20 protein-coding genes are annotated in these 20,431 nt (G+C 44.5%); 11 read left to right on the top strand and 9 right to left on the bottom strand.

Annotation, left to right across the window (positions count from 1 at the left end; all coding sequences use genetic code 11):
* The first annotated feature begins 14 nt into the window (after positions 1 to 14).
* Positions 15 to 1,664, top strand: a complete 1,650-nt coding sequence (locus QJR74_RS06735; RefSeq protein ID WP_304373780.1) for a carbohydrate porin — start codon at positions 15 to 17, stop codon at positions 1,662 to 1,664.
* 192 nt (positions 1,665 to 1,856) lie between these two features.
* Here the strand turns inward: QJR74_RS06735 and prs are convergent, their stop codons facing one another.
* The 3 genes from prs to lolB all read right to left on the bottom strand — a co-directional run bounded on the left by prs (position 1,857) and on the right by lolB (position 4,375).
* The gene (prs, locus tag QJR74_RS06740) at positions 1,857 to 2,804 is read right to left on the bottom strand and encodes a ribose-phosphate diphosphokinase (RefSeq protein ID WP_304373781.1); all 948 of its coding nucleotides are present in this window, start codon (positions 2,802 to 2,804) and stop codon (positions 1,857 to 1,859) included.
* 120 nt (positions 2,805 to 2,924) lie between these two features.
* On the bottom strand, positions 2,925 to 3,779 hold the full coding sequence (gene ispE, locus QJR74_RS06745) for a 4-(cytidine 5'-diphospho)-2-C-methyl-D-erythritol kinase (protein ID WP_304373782.1): 855 nt from the start codon (positions 3,777 to 3,779) through the stop codon (positions 2,925 to 2,927).
* On the bottom strand, positions 3,776 to 4,375 hold the full coding sequence (gene lolB, locus QJR74_RS06750) for a lipoprotein insertase outer membrane protein LolB (RefSeq protein WP_304373984.1): 600 nt from the start codon (positions 4,373 to 4,375) through the stop codon (positions 3,776 to 3,778). The genes ispE and lolB overlap by 4 nt, the downstream gene beginning before the upstream one ends.
* 224 nt (positions 4,376 to 4,599) lie before the next feature.
* On the opposite strand from lolB, the gene hemA reads away from it, so the two are divergent.
* From hemA to kdsA, 5 genes are all read left to right on the top strand, one after another.
* Positions 4,600 to 5,856: a glutamyl-tRNA reductase gene (gene hemA / locus QJR74_RS06755; RefSeq protein WP_304373783.1), complete on the top strand. Its 1,257-nt coding sequence runs from the start codon at positions 4,600 to 4,602 to the stop codon at positions 5,854 to 5,856.
* A gap of 43 nt (positions 5,857 to 5,899) precedes the next feature.
* Entirely contained in the window at positions 5,900 to 6,982 is a 1,083-nt protein-coding gene (prfA, locus tag QJR74_RS06760; RefSeq protein ID WP_304373784.1) for a peptide chain release factor 1, read from the top strand.
* Positions 6,982 to 7,818 carry a peptide chain release factor N(5)-glutamine methyltransferase gene (gene prmC / locus QJR74_RS06765; RefSeq protein ID WP_304373785.1) on the top strand — a complete coding sequence of 279 codons (837 nt, stop codon included), beginning with the start codon at positions 6,982 to 6,984 and terminating at the stop codon, positions 7,816 to 7,818. The genes prfA and prmC overlap by 1 nt, the downstream gene beginning before the upstream one ends.
* A 95-nt stretch (positions 7,819 to 7,913) precedes the next feature.
* Positions 7,914 to 8,723 (top strand): invasion regulator SirB1, encoded by an 810-nt coding sequence (gene sirB1, locus QJR74_RS06770; protein ID WP_441007653.1) that lies wholly within the window; start codon positions 7,914 to 7,916, stop codon positions 8,721 to 8,723.
* A 34-nt stretch (positions 8,724 to 8,757) separates the two neighbouring features.
* On the top strand, positions 8,758 to 9,612 hold the full coding sequence (kdsA, locus tag QJR74_RS06775; protein ID WP_304373787.1) for a 3-deoxy-8-phosphooctulonate synthase: 855 nt from the start codon (positions 8,758 to 8,760) through the stop codon (positions 9,610 to 9,612).
* Between the two features lie 39 nt (positions 9,613 to 9,651).
* Here the strand turns inward: kdsA and chaA are convergent, their stop codons facing one another.
* The gene (gene chaA / locus QJR74_RS06780) at positions 9,652 to 10,743 is read right to left on the bottom strand and encodes a sodium-potassium/proton antiporter ChaA (protein ID WP_304373788.1); all 1,092 of its coding nucleotides are present in this window, start codon (positions 10,741 to 10,743) and stop codon (positions 9,652 to 9,654) included.
* A 419-nt stretch (positions 10,744 to 11,162) separates the two neighbouring features.
* Here chaA and QJR74_RS06785 point away from each other — a divergent pair, with 419 nt between their 5' ends.
* From QJR74_RS06785 to QJR74_RS06795, 3 genes are all read left to right on the top strand, one after another.
* Positions 11,163 to 11,843, top strand: coding sequence for a gamma-glutamylcyclotransferase (locus QJR74_RS06785; RefSeq protein WP_304373789.1), 681 nt, complete (start codon positions 11,163 to 11,165; stop codon positions 11,841 to 11,843).
* A gap of 80 nt (positions 11,844 to 11,923) precedes the next feature.
* Complete coding sequence (locus tag QJR74_RS06790; RefSeq protein ID WP_304373790.1) at positions 11,924 to 13,342, top strand: YchO/YchP family invasin; 1,419 nt, start codon at positions 11,924 to 11,926, stop codon at positions 13,340 to 13,342.
* Positions 13,343 to 13,530: 188 nt separating this feature from the next.
* Entirely contained in the window at positions 13,531 to 14,010 is a 480-nt protein-coding gene (locus QJR74_RS06795) for a Spy/CpxP family protein refolding chaperone (RefSeq protein ID WP_304373791.1), read from the top strand.
* A 37-nt stretch (positions 14,011 to 14,047) separates the two neighbouring features.
* Here QJR74_RS06795 and nadE read toward each other — a convergent pair whose 3' ends face one another.
* Both nadE and QJR74_RS06805 read right to left on the bottom strand, forming a co-directional pair.
* Positions 14,048 to 14,875, bottom strand: coding sequence for an ammonia-dependent NAD(+) synthetase (gene nadE, locus QJR74_RS06800; protein ID WP_304373792.1), 828 nt, complete (start codon positions 14,873 to 14,875; stop codon positions 14,048 to 14,050).
* Positions 14,876 to 14,947: 72 nt separating this feature from the next.
* Entirely contained in the window at positions 14,948 to 16,150 is a 1,203-nt protein-coding gene (locus tag QJR74_RS06805) for a multidrug effflux MFS transporter (protein WP_304373793.1), read from the bottom strand.
* A gap of 187 nt (positions 16,151 to 16,337) precedes the next feature.
* On the opposite strand from QJR74_RS06805, the gene osmE reads away from it, so the two are divergent.
* Positions 16,338 to 16,679, top strand: coding sequence for an osmotically-inducible lipoprotein OsmE (gene osmE / locus QJR74_RS06810; protein ID WP_304373794.1), 342 nt, complete (start codon positions 16,338 to 16,340; stop codon positions 16,677 to 16,679).
* Between the two features lie 37 nt (positions 16,680 to 16,716).
* On the opposite strand, the gene QJR74_RS06815 is transcribed toward osmE, so the two are convergent.
* The 3 genes from QJR74_RS06815 to hxpB all read right to left on the bottom strand — a co-directional run bounded on the left by QJR74_RS06815 (position 16,717) and on the right by hxpB (position 19,572).
* Entirely contained in the window at positions 16,717 to 18,108 is a 1,392-nt protein-coding gene (locus tag QJR74_RS06815) for an L-cystine transporter (protein WP_304373795.1), read from the bottom strand.
* 115 nt (positions 18,109 to 18,223) lie between these two features.
* Complete coding sequence (locus QJR74_RS06820; RefSeq protein WP_304373796.1) at positions 18,224 to 18,811, bottom strand: metal-dependent hydrolase; 588 nt, start codon at positions 18,809 to 18,811, stop codon at positions 18,224 to 18,226.
* Between the two features lie 89 nt (positions 18,812 to 18,900).
* Positions 18,901 to 19,572, bottom strand: a complete 672-nt coding sequence (gene hxpB, locus QJR74_RS06825) for a hexitol phosphatase HxpB (RefSeq protein ID WP_304373797.1) — start codon at positions 19,570 to 19,572, stop codon at positions 18,901 to 18,903.
* A gap of 110 nt (positions 19,573 to 19,682) precedes the next feature.
* Between hxpB and QJR74_RS06830 the strand changes: the two genes are divergently transcribed.
* Complete coding sequence (locus QJR74_RS06830) at positions 19,683 to 20,216, top strand: YniB family protein (protein ID WP_304373798.1); 534 nt, start codon at positions 19,683 to 19,685, stop codon at positions 20,214 to 20,216.
* Positions 20,217 to 20,431 lie beyond the last annotated feature (215 nt).

Here is a 20,431-nt window from a genome sequence, read left to right on the forward strand (position 1 = left end):
AGTGGAAATAAACCATGATAAAAACTGTGCAGCCTTATGTATTTACACTTGTTGCCATTGGTGCACTTGTACCCACTTACGCTATTGCGGCGCTCACTATAGAACAAAGAGTTGCCAATTTAGAAAACGCACTGAAGAAAACTCAAGATGAATTGATTCAAACTCGGCATGAACTCAAACGCTACAAGAACATAGCAAAACATCGCACGGAATTGGCACAAGAAAATGTCGCGACCTCAGCGCCTTTAACTAACTCTAAAACGGGAATACAAGATTTACGCGTCGCCAGCGCAGCAGATGAGAAGGGGTATTACGCTTATAATCTCCGACCTAAAGAAGCGGCATCGTCTTTGAAGGGTGACACTGTTATAGAAACCGAAAATCATGATCGTATCTCATTACATGAGCTAAGTCGCTTCATCAAGGACGATATCGGCTTTACCTATTCGGGGTACTTTAGAGCGGGGTGGAGTACCGGTAATCGAGGGAGTCCTGGAGGTTGGGCAGTGGGCTCGTTAGGTCGGTTTGGGAATGAGCAAAGCAATTGGTTTGATCTCAGCTTCAAGCAAAGATTATATCAAAATGATGGAAAAACATTACAAGCGGTGGCCAAATTTGACGGGAATGTTGGTACTTCATACAGTAATGCTTGGGTTTATGATTCAGCAAATAATGATAATTACCTGCAATTCTCTGATCTATATCTGAATACGCAAGGATTTATTCCTGGACATCCTGAGGCAACATTTTGGATAGGAAAACACTATTTAACGAATTATGAGATCCAAATGGTCGATTGGAAAGCACATAAAGCGGACACTTCTGGGGGAATGGGTATTGAGGACTTCTCTTTGGGGGTAGGTAAACTCTCTGTAGCTTTATCGAGACAAGATCTCAATGTTTATAATCATGATAAAAGTGCTTATAAAAAAACTAACACCAATTCTATCGATTTACGGTATAGCGGAATCCCTATTTATGACGATATGACACTAGATAGTTTCTTTCGCTACAATTTTTCTAATAGGACAGGGGGCAAAACAACTAGTGAGTATTACCAGGTAAAAAATGCTTGGCTAAGTACATTTATTCTTCATAAGCCATTGCCACATAATGGTTTTAATGATTTTGTTTTTCAGGCTGCCACTAATTCCAATGCAAGTGGATTCATGCAGATATCAGATTCTAACCCTGATTTCGGGTTTGGACGCTATTATTATGGCGATCACGGCGGGAAAGCCTACCGCTTTATTTCACAGGGTGAAAGCTATCTGTCTCCTCATATTATTATCGCTAATTCCTTAATTTATGGTTGGGGGAAAGGATTATATAGTCAATATACCGGTAAAAATAGTTCATTTTCTACTCTTAGAGCTATCCTGCGGCCAGCATGGATCTGGAATAGTTACAACCAAACAGGAATGGAGTTGTCTTGGTTTACTCAACGGCAAAAAGCAGGAGGTGAAATCTATAATGAGTCAGGTTATAAGACAACATTATTCCACAGTATTAAAGTAGGGACGAGTTTACTAAAATCGCGACCTGAAATACGTTTTTATACGACTTACTTAAAAGCTCTTAATACAGGTATTGATAATTATACTTTTGATGGCCATTCAAAGGACCAAATAACTATTGGTGCACAGGCCGAACTATGGTGGTAATAAAATATAACGTTATCGTTAAGCATTTTATTTCCAAGGTGCCGATGATAATGAGTGCTTAAATGAGAGGGTTAATGGATTAACGGCTTGAAACCATTAATAGGAAACCTTTTAAGAAAGAAGTCCACAATTTTTTAGATTGTGGACTTCTCAATACTGGACTATTATTTTTATAAAATAATAGTTATCAAATTAGTGCTCAAACATCGCAGAGATGGACTCTTCATTACTGATACGACGAATCGCTTCTGCCAACATTCCCGATAGGGTTAAGGTTCTAACGTTCGGTAGTGCTTGGATTTCTGGTGATAAGGGAATGGTGTCGCAGACGACCACTTCATCAATCACTGAATTACGTAAGTTTTCAAGTGCGTTGCCGGAGAAAATAGGGTGAGTTGCATAAGCGAATACCCGTTTTGCCCCACGCTCTTTCAATGCTTCTGCGGCTTTGCATAAAGTACCACCAGTATCGATCATATCATCCACTAAGATACAATCACGGCCCGCGACATCACCAATGATATGCATCACTTGAGAAACGTTGGCACGAGGACGACGCTTATCAATGATAGCCATATCAGTATCGTTTAATAATTTCGCGATGGCACGCGCACGCACAACACCACCGATATCCGGAGAAACGACAATCGGATTGTCCATTTTTAGCTGCTGCATATCTTCTAACAGAATTGGGCTACCGAACACGTTATCGACGGGGACATCGAAGAAACCTTGGATTTGTTCGGCGTGCAGATCAACGGTTAACACACGGTCGACACCAACGCTTGAGAGAAAATCAGCAACAACTTTTGCCGTGATGGGAACACGTGCTGAGCGCACGCGACGGTCTTGACGCGCATACCCAAAGTAAGGGATTACAGCAGTGATACGGCCGGCCGAGGCGCGACGCAGTGCATCAATCATGACGACCAGTTCCATCAGGTTGTCATTGGTCGGCGCACAAGTGGATTGGATGATAAAGACATCTCCGCCCCGTACATTTTCGTTAATTTGGACACTGACTTCTCCGTCGCTAAAACGGCTTACCGCGGCGTTTCCTAAAGTCGTGTATAAACGATTGGCAATGCGTTGCGCTAGTTCCGGCGTGGCGTTACCAGCAAAGAGCTTCATATCAGGCACGAGTTAAACCTCAGGCTTTGGGTCCAAAGAATGCCCACCGTGATTGGGCAATCTCATAGGTATAAGTTAGTAACAGCAGGTACAGACTCTGGAACGGGTGAGTGTGTTACTTGCCGCCAATCACTCCGATAACTGTCGATGCAATAGGGAAGTATTAGCGCCCTTAGCAATAAAACAGGTCATCCAAGATGGAGTGAGAGTAAGGACTTGACGAGCAGCGGCTTCACTGTCGAATTCAGCAAACACGCAAGCACCAGTGCCCGTCAGTCTTGACGGAGCGTATTCTAGCAGCCAGTTGAGTAGTTCATCAACCTTACGAAAACGTTTTCTTGCGATGGCTTCGCAATCGTTCGACCACGATGAATGCATTAAGTGTTCTACAGTACGCACTGGACTATTACGAGGCAGCTCAGGGTCATTAAAAATGAGCGGCGTTGGGATACTGACTCCAGGATGGGCGACAAGATACCATTTTTCCATCGGCTCAACCGCTGTCAGTTGTTCACCTATCCCTTCGGCTAAAGCAGCAAAGCCATGTACAAATATTGGAACATCAGCACCCAGTGCCAAGCCAATGTCAGCTAATTGCGCGAGAGAGTAGTTAAGATGCCACAGCCTGTTCAATGCGACCAAGGTTGTGGCAGCGTTAGAGGAACCACCTCCTAGACCGCCTCCCATCGGTAATTTTTTATCAATCCCAATACTTACGCCAACCGTCTCGTCACAACGTTTATCAATAATGGCCTGAGCTTTAAGACGTTGAGCGGCGCGATAAATTAAGTTCTCTTCGCAGGGAACCTTGTCAATATCGTTTAGTAGGCAGATGCGTGCTTGTTGATTCACCGCAAAAGTCATCTCATCGCCATAATCTAGAAACTGAAAGAGCGTCTGCAAATTATGGTAGCCGTCTTCACGTCGACCGGTGATTGAGAGAAATAAATTTAATTTACCAGGGGAAGGCCAACGTTCAATCATTGTGTGTTCCAGCTATCCATGCGTAGTTTAATGCGTTGTCCATCGGCAGTTAGCTCGACGTTTGCCGGCAGTGCAGGGGAGACTGTGTTGTTATAGCTGTTGATAGTGACATGCCAAGTCACACCATTTTGGCTATAATCCGCACTCTGTAACTGGTAACTATCATTCAGGGTGAAGTGATCGGCATTGCCTGGAAGGCCCATCATCCATTGGCGCAGATTATCCAATGGAATTTGCATTCCAGTGAGTTTGGTGATCATCGTTTGTGCATCGTGGCTCATGTACCGCTGACCTTTATTGTCTACCAGTTGAACGGTATTTCCTTGCTGATCGAGCTGCAACTCAGTGCTACCAATAGGACTGGTTAATAATAGGCGGTAGCGATCAGCGGCTTGTTGTTGCCAGTTAAAGCGCGCATAGACCTTTTGCTTGTCCGAAAGATACGCAAAGGCGCCTCGTGTTTCAAAATGCGTTACAGCACTAACTTGGGATTGATGCTGTTTCCATTGCACAGAATCAGGACTTTTTCCTGGTCCTTGAGGAACTTGATGCGATACACAGGCACTGAGTAATAAAGTAAATGCCGGAACCACCATACCTAAACGCTTTGCAGGAATAACTCGCACGCTTTTCTCCTTGACGAGGGCCGTCTATGACGGCGGACTTTAACGATCAATGCTATATTCAGCATAACACATGCAATAAAAGAATCTTATTACACACTTATCTTTTGTATGGCTTTTCATGACAGGAAGCATCTTGTAGAATGGCCGCACAAAAATGCCTGTAAGGTTTGTAGGGTAAAAGTAATTACATCATTATGACGCTGCTAGCACTTGGAATAAATCACAAAACAGCTCCTGTCGCGCTTCGCGAACGGGTGGCGTTTGGTCCTGATATCTTAGATAACGCTCTAGACAGTTTACTTTCTCAGCCGTCAGTGCACAGTGGCGTCGTCTTATCCACCTGCAACCGCACCGAACTTTACTTAAGTGTTGATGAACAGCACGATATTCAACAACAACTTATCAAGTGGTTATGTAATTACCATCATCTCGATGAAACCGAAGTTCTGAATAGTCTTTATTGGCATCAAAATAATGCTGCCGTCAGTCATCTGATGCGTGTCGCGAGTGGTCTCGATTCATTAGTATTAGGCGAGCCACAGATTCTGGGACAGGTAAAAAAAGCCTACGCAGAGTCTCAACGTGGGCATGTGATCAACGGTGAATTGGAGCGTATGTTCCAAAAAACGTTCTCAGTCGCCAAACGTGTGAGAACGGAAACTGAGATCGGTAGCAGCGCGGTTTCCGTGGCTTTTGCTGCTTGCACCTTAGCACGACAAATTTTTGAATCACTAAAAAAAGTGACTGTTTTATTAGTCGGTGCGGGGGAGACGATTGAGTTAGTGGCACGCCATTTGCGTGAGCATCAAGTTAAACGTTTAATGATCTCTAACCGGACTCGTGAAAGGGCCCAACGCTTAGCAGAAGAGGTCAACGCTGAAGTCATAGATTTTGGTGCTCTACCTGAACATATTGCCTCCGCTGATATCATTATCTCTTCCACCGCGAGCCCACTCCCAGTGATAGGGAAAGGGATGGTCGAAAGTGCCTTGAAACAGCGTCGTCAGCAACCCATGCTTATCGTGGATATTGCCGTTCCACGTGATGTTGAGCCCGAAGTTGGAAAATTAGAGTCCGCTTATCTTTATACCGTAGACGATCTGCAAGCCATCATTCAGCATAACATGGCGCAACGCGAAGCGGCCGCTGTGGAAGCCGAAACTATCGTAGTACAAGAGAGCGGAGAGTTCATGGCGTGGTTGCAAGCGCAAAACGCCGTCGATGTTATACGAGATTATCGGCATCAGGCAGAAGATATCCGTGAAGAGTTAATGCAACGGGCATTATCTGCACTCTCTCAAGGACAAGATCCGCAGAAAGTGATGCAGGAGATGGCTCACAAACTCACTAATCGCTTGATTCACTCACCGACAAAATCTCTTCAGCAAGCCGCACGTGAAGGCGATGCTGAACGTTTACAAATCCTGCGTGATAGCCTCGGCCTTAGTTAGCTAAGGCTATTCCCCCTTTTGTTATTGGACAAATAATTCATACATGAAATCTTCTATTGTTGCCAAACTTGAAGCCTTACAGGAACGTCATGAGGAAGTCGAAGCGATGCTCGGTGATGCAGGTGTTATCGCTGATCAAGAACGTTTTCGAGCGCTCTCCCGAGAGTATGCTCAGCTCACTGACGTGACGAATTGTTTCCGCCAGTGGACTCAGGTACAAGAAGACATTGAAACGGCTAATGAAATGTTAGCCGATCCAGAAATGCGCGAAATGGCCTCAGAAGAACTTAAAGAGGCGAAAACGCAAAGCGAAGCGCTAGAGCAATCGCTACAAGTTTTATTATTACCGAAAGATCCTGATGACGAACGCTCGTGCTTCGTCGAAGTTCGCGCGGGAACCGGCGGTGATGAGGCGGCTCTTTTTGCGGGTGATTTGTTTAGAATGTATAGCCGTTATGCAGAAGCGAATCGCTGGCGGGTGGAAGTCGTCAGTGCTAACGAGGGTGAGCACGGCGGTTATAAAGAAATTATTGCGCGCATTGAAGGTGTTGGTGTGTATGGTCGGATGAAGTTTGAATCCGGTGGCCACCGCGTACAGCGCGTGCCAGAAACCGAATCTCAAGGTCGTATTCATACTTCTGCTTGTACTGTTGCGGTGATGCCAGAGATCCCCGAGGCAGAGCTTCCTGATATTAATCCGTCGGATTTAAAAATTGATACCTTCCGCTCATCTGGAGCAGGTGGGCAACACGTTAACACCACCGACTCTGCGATTCGTATCACGCACTTACCCACTGGAATCGTGGTCGAATGTCAAGACGAGCGTTCGCAGCATAAAAACAAAGCTAAAGCTCTTTCTGTACTGGGGGCAAGGATCCATGCTGCGGAAATGGCTAAAAGGCATGAAGAAGAAGCCTCGACTCGCCGTAACCTTCTGGGTAGCGGCGACCGTTCTGATCGAATTAGAACCTATAATTTCCCGCAAGGACGGATAACCGATCATCGTATTAACTTAACTATTTATCGCTTAGATGAAACGATGCAAGGGAAACTTGATAGCTTGATTGAGCCGGTCGTACAAGAACACCAAGCTGATCAACTGGCGGCGCTTGCAGGTCAAGAATAATGCAAATCAGTCACTGGCTTCGTGAAGCCGTTCCTCTACTGCAGCACAGTGACAGTGCAAAGCGAGATGCTGAAGTTATTCTTAGTTACGTCCTCGACAAGCCCAGAAGTTGGCTAATTGCTTTTGATGATTACTCATTGACGGCTGAGCAACAAACACTGTTAGCGGCGCTTATTGCGCGCCGTGCTCAGGGAGAGCCAATCGCTTATCTTTGTGGACAGCGTGAGTTTTGGTCGCTGCCACTTACAGTGTCTCCTGCCACGTTAATTCCTCGGCCTGACACTGAAGTGTTAGTCGAACAGGCATTACAGCTGCTTCCTGTCACGTCGGCTAGGGTATTAGACCTAGGAACTGGTACGGGAGCCATCGCCTTAGCCTTGGCCAGTGAGCGACAAGACTCTCAGTTTATTGGGGTGGATCGTATTCCTGAGGCAGCCGAATTAGCGCGCAGTAATGCACAGCGACTCTCTATTCAGAATTGTCAATTTCAATTGAGTGATTGGTTTGCAGACTTATCACCCAGCGTATTTGATGTGATTGTGACAAATCCTCCTTATATTGATGCGAACGACCCCCATCTGACCCAAGGTGACGTGAATTTCGAACCCCGTAGTGCGCTTGTTGCGTCCCAGAACGGCCTTGCTGATTTAGCGCGAATCATTCAGCAAGCTCCACAATGGTTGGTACCAGGTGGATGGCTATTGGCAGAGCATGGCTGGCAACAACATGAGCAAGTTCAACAACTTTTTATTGCAGCAGGCTTTAAAGCGGTCGCAACACGGGTCGATTATGGTGGTAATCCACGGGTCACTTATGGCAAATTCGCTCAAGTGTAGAAAAAATTGTTGTGAATCATGAAATATTTGAAAACTCTATCTCGAACGCATAACGTGTTGCGAAGTTCGGCTTATTTACCAAAAGGGATAATATGATCACTCCCGTCGAAACCCCGACCGGTGCACAGCGTTCATTGTCTGAGGCAATGATTGCCTTAACCGCACAAGTGCGTGATGACTTCCCAGAAACTTGGGTGCGGGAGCAATTGGCACTATTGCTCTCCGAAGCACAGACTCATTTAGATAGTGAACCCAATCCTGATATGAAGTTAGACCGTTTACTCGATCTTTTCTTCAAACAATGGGGTTTTACTAGCATTAGTGGCGTTTATCGTCTCTCAGAAGCGCTTTGGCTTGATAATGTGTTGAAGTACCGCAAAGGTAGCGCGGTATCGCTGGGTGCTATCTTACTTTATCTCAGTGAACAACTGGATATACCGCTATTCCCTGTCATTTTCCCTACACAGCTCATACTTAGGGCTGATTGGGTTGATGGTGAAATGTGGTTAATCAACCCCTTTAATGGCGATACTTTGGATGAGCACACCCTCGATGTCTGGGTAAAGGGAACCCTTGGTCCCACTTCTGGTATCGATGATGTCGATTTAGAACCAGCCTCTTCAGAAGAGGTCATTCGTAAGTTACTCGAAACACTTAAAGTATCGTTAATGGAAGAGAACCAGATGGAGTTGGCCCTTCAAATTAGTAAGGTATTAGTCGCGCTCGATCCGGATGACCCTTACGAAATTCGTGATCGCGGCTTAATTTATGCGCAGCTCGAATGTGAGCATATTGCTTTAAACGATCTCGCTTATTTTGTAGAACACTGCCCTGAAGATCCCGTAAGTGAAATGATCAAAGTTCAAATGCACACTATTGAATATAAGTCGGTTACTTTGCATTAGTGACCTCGAAAATAGCCAAATGAAGGATAAAAGTATGGTCCAAAAAGTTGTGTCTATCGGTGATATCCGTGTAGCAAATGATCTACCGTTCGTACTGTTCGGGGGAATGAATGTGCTGGAATCTCGTGACCTCGCCATGCAAATTTGCGAACACTATGTGAAGATTACTGAGAAGCTCGGTATTCCTTATGTCTTCAAAGCCTCATTCGATAAAGCTAACCGCTCATCTATCCATTCTTATCGTGGGCCTGGTTTAGAAGAGGGCATGAAGATTTTTCAAGAACTGAAATCGACGTTTGGCGTCAAGATCATTACTGATGTTCATGAAGCGTGCCAAGCACAGCCTGTATCTGAAGTTGTCGATGTTATTCAGCTTCCGGCGTTCTTAGCTCGTCAAACGGATCTGGTTGAAGCGATGGCGAAAACTGGTGCAGTGATTAATGTAAAAAAACCTCAGTTCGTCAGCCCAGGACAGATGGGAAATATCGTCGATAAGTTTGCTGAAGGCGGTAATGATAAAGTGATTCTCTGCGACCGCGGCAGCAACTTCGGCTATGATAATCTGGTTGTGGACATGCTCGGTTTTAATGTCATGAAGAAAGTGTCCAATAACTCACCAGTAATTTTCGACGTGACCCATGCCTTACAAACGCGTGACCCATTTGGTTCGGCATCTGGCGGACGTCGTGCACAAGTTGCTGAGCTAGCTCGGGCAGGAATGGCTGTAGGTATCGCAGGGTTATTTATCGAAGCGCACCCAAATCCAGCAGAAGCACGCTGCGATGGTCCTTCAGCATTACCTTTAGATAAGTTAGAACCTTTCTTACAGCAGATGAAAGCGATTGACGATTTGGTCAAGTCTTTCCCAGAATTAGATACAAGTAAGTAATAGAAAAGGGCCTTAAAGGCCCTTTTTTTGTTAGAGAAATTACAACATTATCGTCATAAGATAGGCGACAAAAAGCACAAGGTGCGCCACGCCATTCAGGACATTAGTTCTACCGGTTGAGAAAGAGATTTGACTTAAAATCAATACACTTGCCAAAACTACCATCTGTGGGGCATCTAATCCAAAATGTAATTCATTTCCCGTAATTGTCGCAATGATAGTAATCACAGGAACTGTTAATGAAATGGTGGCAATAACCGATCCGAAGAAAAGGTTCATCGCACGTTGCACTTGATTAGCCAATACGGCTTTAATCGCCCCCAAACCTTCAGGTGATAAAATTAACAATGCGATTAAGAAACCGGTGAATTGCTGCGGCGCATGTAAAGTGTGAAGTAAACTCTCCAAGACCGGCGCATTGAGTTTGGTCACACTGATTACAGCGATAAGGTGAACAACCAACCAAATACTATGCCAAGTACTGCTGTGAGCAGAAGGCTTACCATGATGGGGGTCACCATCGTCGCTATCATCTTCATGCTCATACACAAATAAATTTTGGTGAGTCTTAGTCTGAATCAGTAAGAAAACGCCATACATCACTGCAGAGAGTGCTGCAACGAGAAGTGACTGTCCTATTGTGAAGTTTCCGCCCGGTAAGGCATTAGGGAAAATTAGCACAAGTATCGCGAGTGGGAAAATCGCAATGAGATACTGCTTGACCCCCGCCAGGTTGACATACTGTGTTGAAAACTTGCCCCCGCCTAACAGCAGTGCAAAGCCCACGAGTCCGCCAATGACTATCATTATGATGGAGTAGAGAGTATCGCGCATCAATGTGGGTTCAGCACTCCCTGTCGCCATTAATGCTGAGATTAAGCTAACTTCTAGAATGACAACTGAAAGAGTCAGTACTAGAGAGCCATAAGGTTCACCTAGGCGGTGGGCGAGTACGTCTGCGTGACGAACGACGCTGAAAGCACTAGAGAGAATTGCTATTAAGGCAATTATATTCATGCCAATCGTTAACGCTAAACCTTCAGGCTGACCAAAACCGAGTAATAAGCCAACGGCTATAATGGGAAGCAGCAAACTGAACTCTTTGTGACGTGTTCTTTCTTTTCCAGGCATCCAATCTCCTTATATTTAACGTGGCGAGGGCTGGCTCGCAAAAGAATGTTCTTAGCGGGTAGTTAATCACTATAGCAAATAATTGAATGAGATCACCTCGTTTTACTCTGCTTTACTTATGTTAAAGCCCATAAAAGAGGTTTTTTTATTTTTATCAGTTTGATAATAAATGAGTTTTATGTGGCCTAATAAAAATTATTCCGGTTTTAATTATCTATTTAACCCTAGATAATGGTTTTTTTTAACCGTTCACATGTAAAAAAAGAGTGTAGACTACAAAAAAATGATTTTAAGTTGTGGTGTAGTAAAGCGTTAATCAACAGGAAATAATTAATTGCTCATTAAAAGGTTAAAGAGTCTTCACTCTATCCTAAGACTTTGTCATGATGAGAGAGTATCTGAAGTAGAGAGGGGGAATTGTGTTAACCCGTGAGTTTTTAAAAAGTGCAGATTGCCAAACCTCATTTGGCCCCATCGAAGAGAGTTTATTACTTTCACCTGAGCAACGTACTGCTTCACTGCAAACATTCTTACTTAATAAACCTACCGATGGTCCGCTGTGGGTATTTGGTTACGGCTCCTTAATGTGGAATCCGCTACTGGATTATGACCGTGTAGAGACTGCCCGCTTGGAAGGATGGTCGCGAGATTTTTGTCTCAGTTTAGTTGCAGGCAGAGGGACGGCTGAGAAACCGGGGCGTATGTTGGCGCTGGTAAGAGGGGGGAGTACTACCGGGCGTGTCTTTAAATTGTGTTGCGAGAGTTGGGAAGCAGAGCTGGCCTTATTATGGAAGAGGGAGATGTTAACCGGTTGCTATCACCCCTTATGGCAGTCTCTTACCCTTGAGAGTGGTGAAACCATTGAAGCACTCGTCTTTGTTGCCAATCCGCAGCATGTTCACTTCAAATCAGGGGAGAGCGTCGAGTCCAAAGCTCAAACTATATCGTGCGCTGAAGGCCCATTAGGTAAAAACATCACTTATTTGCAGGATATGATGTCGGCCTTCCAACGCTATGCTATCCATGAACCGGCTATGACGGCCTTATCAGAATGTGTAGCCCACCTATCGATGGAAATGAGTGATACAACTTCGGATTGAGATGATATCGTGATCATTCTCTCTACTTATATACTTAGCGAACCTATCTCTCAGTTTTGTTGAAAGAGGAGTTGCTTACGTTGTTAACCATTAAGCGTGACCCTGCATCCTTGACCAAAATAGTAATGATGCTTTCTCCATTACTTATGTTAAGTCGTGCACAAGGCAGCATGCTTCATCCGTCGACACCCAGTACGACGATGGAAAGCTCATCCTACGCTGCAGCGTTACCCGATTTGGGTTCATCTCAATCATCCGTCTCTCCAGTCGATCAACGACTCACCGATATTGCAACCAGCTTAGGTAAGTCCTTACAAAATTCGGATGATGACACCAGTGCCGAACAAAGCGCCAGAGAATGGGCGTTCAACCACGTTAGGAATAAACTTACACAGAAGATCGACAGTACGGGAGAAAATCTATTATCCCCTTTAGGCCAAGCCAACGTGAGCCTTAATGTTGATATGGAAGGTAAGTTTACAGGCTCGACCGGTTCGTTGTTCACTCCACTCATTGACAATGGTCAACGATTAACCTTCAGCCAACTCTCCGTCAACCAGAGTACCTTAGGAACGGTAGGCAGTGCAGGGTTGGGGCAACGCTTCTCCAACGACCAGTGGCTTTTCGGTTATAACGCGTTCTTGGATCAGCTTTTTACCAACAACCAGCAACGAGGCTCAATTGGTACAGAGTTATGGAGCCATTATCTGCGTTTTTCCGCTAATTACTATACGCCGCTATCAGGATGGAGAAATACCTCTGCGAGTCAGTCCCAACGTATGGCACGCGGTTATGATATTACCAGTCAAGGTTATTTACCGTTCTACCAACAACTGGGGGTTACCGTTTCGTGGCAACAGTATCTGGGTGAAGGTATCGATATTTTCAATGACGGGAACTACTATAATAACCCGCGTAGTATGTCTGTAGGATTAACCTATACTCCTATCCCGTTAGTCACCGTCTCAGCCACGCACAAAGAGGGCTCTGGTGGGACCAGCCAAGATGTCTTTGGTCTCAATCTCAACTATCGCTTCGGCCAATCGCTGTCGCAACAACTTTCTCCTTATGCGGTGGCCGAGGCACGTTCATTGTTTGGCAGTCGATATGATGTCGTGACTCGAAATAATCTCCCTGTAATGAGCTACCGTAAACGTCAAACTTTTTCAGTATATCTGGCAACGCCACCTTGGCAGCTTAACGCGGGGGATTCAATTACCTTGGTGGTACAGGCTTCACCGAATAAATCAATTAAAAGCGTTGAATGGCAAGGTGATACGCGAGAACTTAGTTTAACGCCACCCGCTGATGCCAAGCAATTAACGGGATGGACGATTATTCTCCCTGCTTGGGATAATTCGCCAGGTGCAAAAAATGAATATCATTTAGCGGTGACAGTTGATAATGGCAAAAAGAGCGTAACCTCAAACACTATTACACTGAAATCAGAACCCCCGGCACAACAGCCCGATTATTTTAATCAGGGCGATACAGGATAATGACTACTGCTAACGCATTCTTAACAGAATAATGTGCTGGACCTTGCAAAGATTGCAATATAGACGAATATGAGGTGCGGATGTTTGCAGGTTTTTACTGAACTGCGCGTTGCTTGACAATGAATCTCTTATTATTTCTTCCGTGTTCACGACATTTTCGTGGTTGTAGATAAGTTAAGGAAACTAAGATGCGTAAAGTAACATCATTATTATTAGTCAGTTCTTTATTGATGGGTTCAGCATCAATGGTCTATGCAGAGACAGCACCATTAAGCGCAACCCCAACTGAACATGCACATATGAAAAAGCGCCCACATGGCGCACCTGAGATGATGCTGATGAAAGGAATTGTTTTATCGGATGCTCAGAAGCAACAAATCCATAGTATTCTTGATCAAAATCGCAAGAATATGACGCCTCCTTCAAAAGCAGATCGCCAGGCGGCATTTGATTTAATCACTGCAGAAAAATTTGATGCAGCTAAAGCACAAACGTTGGTAGACAGCCATGCGGCACAAGACAAACAACGTATGCTGAATCGCTTAGAAACGGACAATAAAATTTATAACCTATTGACCGCGGATCAAAAGAAACAGTACCAAGCGAATTACGAAAAGATGAAAAGCTTTAAACATCCGGCGCCCAATGCGGCACCTCAACAAGATTAATCATTAATCACTGCGGAGTTTATCTCCGCAGTTTTTTTTATTTGTACCAAAAATCGTCGAAAACAGTTATTGGTGTACGACGTTTGTGTTCTGTTTTCGTATACCAGTTCTCTATAATGCTAGCACGGTCTGTTGCAATAGATTTTCCCTCCAAATACGCATCAATATCTGCATAAGTGACTCCTAAGGCAACTTCATCTTGCAGACCAGGACGATCATCCTCAAGGTCAGCGGTAGGATGTTTGAGATAAAGGTGTTCTGGACAACCTAGATATTTAAGGCATTGCTTACCTTGTTGTTTATTGAGCCGAAATAGAGGATTGATATCAGTACCGCCATCACCGTATTTAGTAAAAAAACCTGTTACTGCTTCGGCAGCATGATCGGTCCCGACGACAACGCCTTTACTCATTCCTGCAATACTATATTGCGTCTTCATCCGCTCACGGGCTTTCTCATTGCCTCGGACAAAATCTGAAACGGTAATCCCAGCGTCTTTTAAGGCACGTTCACTAGCAAGCACTGACTCTTTGATATTCACAACCAAGGTTTTATCCGCTTGAATGAAGGCTAGGGCATCTTGGCAATCTTGCTCGTCGGCTTGTGTACCATAAGGTAAACGTACTGCAATAAATTGATAACTTTGATCATTAACTTCATCACGCAATTCATTGATAGCTATTTGGCACAGCTTTCCAGCCAGTGTTGAGTCCTGTCCACCGCTGATCCCGAGCACTAAAGAGCGTAATCCAGTGTGATGCTTAAGATAATTTTTTAAGAAATCGACGCTTCGTCTAATTTCTTCTTCAGGGTTAATGGTGGGTTTGACGCCTAAGGCTTGAATAATTTCTTGCTGTAGAGACATAGCTAACCTCTGATAAGCGGGTTGGGATTGATAACGCTAAGTTATCCCCTCCGGTAGTGAGGGGATGAGAAATTAATGTTCTTTTTGCACGATTTCTGGTTTTTTCGCAACAAAGATAAACATAAGGATTGCCATCATAAAACAGCCAAAAATGGTTGCGCCCATGGCTAGCGCTGATGAACCCCCAATACCGGTAATGGGTATAGAGATAGAACCTAAGGTAAACATTGTGACCCCAATGACGGCGGAAGCACTGCCTGCACGGTGACCCTGGCTCTGCATCGCGAGTGACGACGCCGTGGTAGAGATAATGGCGTTACTGGCAATACTAAAGAATAAGGCTACCAAGAACACGGGTAAACTTGCGTGTAACACCCCACTGATCAATAAGCAACTCGATGCAATAAATGCAATGAGTAAGCCACAACGTAGAATCGTATACTCACCAAATTTAGGGCATAGACGAGCACTGATTTGCGAAGCGAGAATCAGTCCGAAACCATTCAACGCAAAACATAAACTAAAGTTTTGAGGTGATAAACCGTAAGTCTCCTGCAACACGAAGGGGGAAGCACCGATATACGCAAACATTCCGGACATCATAAAACCTTGTGTCAGACAAAATCCCATAAACGGGCGGTAACGGATCACTTCGATTAATAATTTCCACGCAGTAAACAACGAACCTTGGCTGCGTTTTTCAACGACTAAACTCTCTTCAATTCTGGTTTTTGCTAGGAAAAGTAAAATGACAGTGATACCGGCCAACACGACAAAAATCCCTCGCCAGCTCATATAGGTAGTTAAAAATCCGCCTATAATGGGCGCTAAGATAGGGGCCAAGCCATTGACTAACATTAGCATGGCAAAAAAACGCGTCAATTCATGGCCACTAAACCTGTCTCGCGCGACTGCGCGGGATAATACCGCCCCCCCAGCTCCGCCTAGTCCTTGGAATAGTCTGGCAGTCAAAAGCTGAGGCAGAGTTTGAGCAAAGGAGCAGGCAATAGAGGCAAGTAGTAATATACAGAGCGAAATAAGGAGTGGCTTGCTTCGTCCATATTTATCACTCAAGGGCCCAAACAGTAACTGACCGAAACCTAGGCCCAGCAGTCCAGCAGTTAGGCTAAGTTGTGCGCTGGCGGTGGGAACCGCTAGATCAGTCGCTAATTGTGGTAGTGCAGGTAAATAGAGATCAATACAGAGTGGCCCTAGACCAGCCATCAATCCTAGCGGAATGGCAAGTGCCATACGTGGGGTGTGAGTCGTCGACATGGATCCTCAATCATATAATTCGATAGTAAAGCGGTATTGCAGCGTAATAGTGAGCCAGAATAGCGATTTACCCTTTAAAGATCTATGTTAACTATTTGTTTTGTTGGAAATCTGTGTCTACACTTTAAATTGTTTAAATTATTACGAACAAATTCAACTTAATGAGTAGATCTTACAGAGGGACTTTATGAAAAAATTAACGGGTGTTGTGGTCGGTGGTTTAGCGTTAGCCGTTTTAAGTGGTTGTACCACTTATCGTCAAGCAGAAAGCTATGTTACTCAACCAGTTGTAAAAAATGTTAAGAAAGGTATGAGTCGTCAGCAAGTGCATCAAATTGCAGGGACGCCTTCGACAGACATTACTATGGTCCATGCACGGGGTACCTGTGAAACCTACATCATTGGTAAAGGGACTGATAATAAGCCGGTTACTTATTTCGTCAGCTATAACGGTAGTGACCGCGTAATGAACTACGGCTTCCAAACCTGCCAAGAATACGATACTGATCCACAAGTGGCTCAGCAATAAACATAAAAAAAGGGCCAATGTTTGGCCCTTTTTTTTATTACTGAATTGAACTCTCTTCGTGGTGGTCTCGATCCATAACCGATTGATCAGTCTGCTTTAACCAGCGACTGGTTAATGTCCCAGCAGTCATTGAACCGTTAACATTCAAAGCAGTTCTTCCCATATCAATAAGTGGTTCGATAGAAATCAATAAAGCAACTAAGGTGACCGGTAATCCCAAGGTCGGCAGCACGATCAGTGCCGCAAAGGTTGCGCCGCCACCCACACCGGCTACACCCACTGAACTTAGTGTAACCAAGCCAACCAACGTCGCAATCCACATAGGTTCGAAAGGGTTGATTCCCATGGTCGGTGCAATCATCACCGCTAGCATTGCTGGATATAAGCCTGCACAGCCATTTTGCCCGATTGTTGCTCCAAACGAAGCAGAGAAGCTGGCAATAGATTCTGGCGTGCCGAGGCGTTTTTGTTGAGCTTCGATACTTAAAGGGATGGAGGCAGCACTTGAACGACTCGTAAAAGCAAAGCTTATGACTGGCCAGACTTTACGGAAATAGCGCAACGGGTTGATACCATTTATTGCCAATAAAAGGGCATGCACGGCGAACATGATCATTAGGCCTAAGTATGAGGCGATAACAAATGTCCCCAATTTAACGATATCGTGATAATTAGACGTTGCAACAACTTTGGTCATCAACGCCATCACCCCATAAGGGGTAAAACGCATGATTAAACGCACTAACTTCATGACCCACGCTTGTAAAATCTCGATTGCGGCTAAAACACGTTGACCTTTCTCTGGGCTATCTTTAACGAGTTGGATTGCCGCTGCACCCAAGAATACGGCAAATATGACTACACTGATGATGGAGGTTGGGCTTGCCCCCGTTAGCTCAGCAAAAGGATTTTTCGGGATAAAAGAGAGAATCAGCTGTGGTACTGTCAAGTCAGCAACTTGCCCAACATAATGGCTCTGAATCGCATTTAGGCGTGCAGTCTCTTTTACACCTTGAACTAAACCTTCGGCATTGAGATTAAATAAACCGGTAACGAAAACGGCTACTAATGCAGCAATGGCGGTGGTGAAGAGTAGTACAGCAATGGTGAGAAAACTTATTTTACCAAGAGAGCTCGCATTGTGTAGGCGTGCTACGGCACTAAGAATGGAAGCAAATACCAAAGGCATCACTACCATTTGCAGAAGTTGTACGTAGCCGTTCCCTACAATATTGAACCAGCTAATAGAGGTGGCTAAAACGGGACTCTCAACGCCATATACCGCTTGTAAGCCAATACCAAACAGTACACCCATGATCAGACCACTGAATACACGTTTAGATAAGCTCCATCTATCACTACCAATAGCGGATAAAATCCATAACAGTACAACGAAAATCCCAATATTAATCACTAATGACCAATCCATGAATACCTCAATATAGCGTGCCCGTTCGGCGGTATAACGTTAAAAAGAGGCGGATTTTATCATGTTGAGAGCCATAACCACTTATAACTAACAGATCTATCTTATAACTTTTATATTATGAATGGGTGAAGCGTAATAATAGCGGCGACCATTGTTGCCAAGTTTGATTCATCTGCTCTGATCCAACAGAAATCCATTGTTTGGTCAGATTTTCTGGAGTGAGTACGGTAAAAGTGAGTAACGCAATACAGAAATAACGCTCTGGTTGCGGATGCTTAGACGATGGCAATATCGGTAATCTAAAACGCCAGCGGCAGGGCCAAAGTAGCGGAACTCCTGCGGGAGTCAACATATCGGCGAGAATATGGCTTAAATATCCCAATACCATGCCTTGAATTACATCATTGGGTATAAAGAGATTTGCAGGAAGTTTATTCATTAAGAGAAAAACGCCGATCAGCACAGCGATTAAGCTATGCGTAAATCCGCGATGGCCAAAGATCCGAGAAATAGGTAACGAGATCCAGCGTAGACGCTGTCCCAATAGTGACTTGGGGTGATCAATATCAGGTAGCAAACTGGTCAGTAAACACGCTGGAATAAGGTGCCACCAATCAGCAGAACTGATAATTGGGGTTAAATCGTAACGTTTGGCGGCGACGGCAGTCGCCAGCGCAAACAATAAATGGCCTTCGGCGGTCATGGAAAAATACACTTAAAGCTGGAAATACGTCCAGTATAGATAAGTATACAGTGTTTGTGAATAGTGACGTTGTAACAAGAGTTAACCTATTACTTTCCTTGTAACATCTCTAACGTCAACGCGTTGAGTGACGCGAGTTTACGATCGGCCAAAGACCATACTGGCCATTCTGCCTGTTCCAGAGCAGGAATGGTGAACACTTTCATTCTTGCGGCTTTCGCGGCGATCATACCGTTAACAGAATCTTCAATCGCTAAGCATTGTAAGGGATCGACGCCGAGGGCTTTAGCTGCGTTCAGATAGACCTGTGGGTGGGGTTTGCTGTAAGGCAAGGTTTCCGCAGAGGAGAGGGTAATAAAGTAGGGGGTTAACTCAAACAGGCTAACGACTGTCGTAATCATTGAAATTGGAGAGGCCGACGCTAATCCAATCTTGACGCCAGCTTGTTGGCATAATTGTAATGCGTGTTTAACGCCGGGTAGCAACGGTCGCTCTTCCTTGATTTTAGTTATGACATAGTCGATTATTTGTTGCGTAATTAAGGTGGCGCTGACGCTTTTGTTCCCAGCCACTTGAAGCCATAATTTTACTACTTGATCGATACGTAACCCAGTAGTGTCAGGAAGTTGCTGTTGTATTGCTGGGTCGATGCCGTGGGCGGCAAAGACAGTCTGTTCGGCGGTTTTCCAATAAGGCTCTGAATTAATTAAAATACCATCCATATCAAAAATGACGGCTTTTGTCGTAGGTATACCAGGCATTATCGCTCCAACTAATCGGTGAGTTATTAACGCTATTGTTCCAACTCCGATCGATTTGTCAAATAAGCTATGCTATTTATTAATGGATTAATGACTCAATAGGCAAGACTATGACCCTAGTACAAGCGCGTAATGGTGCAATACTCAAGAAGTGTATTGGATGGATAATTTTTATAATCGGTACACTCTCTACGGCAATCTCACTACTTAATTACCTCAGTAGTCAACGCGAGAAATTAGCCAGCATCAACGCAGTGTTATCCGATTTCACCCGTGTTATTGTCGATATGGTGAGATTTAACACCCACTTCTTGGATCTTTTTTGGCAGCATTCACCAGTGCCAGATTTTGGTCACAGCGCGAATGTGCTTTTTTGGATATTTTTTATATTACTATTTTTCGGGATGGCATTGAATGCAGCGGGTTCACGTCAGTGGCGTCAATATCGCTACGTTACCGAGCAACTCGAGGACTATAGAGTGATCGAGAATGCATTAGGAGAACAAGAAAAAAGCCCACTCGATAATCAAAAGATTCAATTAACGAATCAAAGTCCTTTCCGGCAATACTATCTACTTTATATTCTGCCGATTATCGTCGTGGTGATTGGTTACATTCTGTTACATTGGTTATCGCTTATTTGATTAATCTCTACGCGTTAGGCCCTAAGCAGGGCCTAACGTGCCTAATCGCTTTTGGAAACAGTTAATCATCTGATTTACACTTTTCCCTCTTTTATTTTCAAAATTCATCGTTATGATACGCACCCAGCCAACCGTCTCCCAACCATTAGAAGCGGGAGCTTAGAGGCTATTGCTATGCATTTATATTCAGGTATGCAGCCATGCTGCATTTTTGG

It is taken from the genome of Tatumella ptyseos (assembly GCF_030552895.1).
Lineage (GTDB): Bacteria > Pseudomonadota > Gammaproteobacteria > Enterobacterales > Enterobacteriaceae > Rosenbergiella > Rosenbergiella ptyseos_A.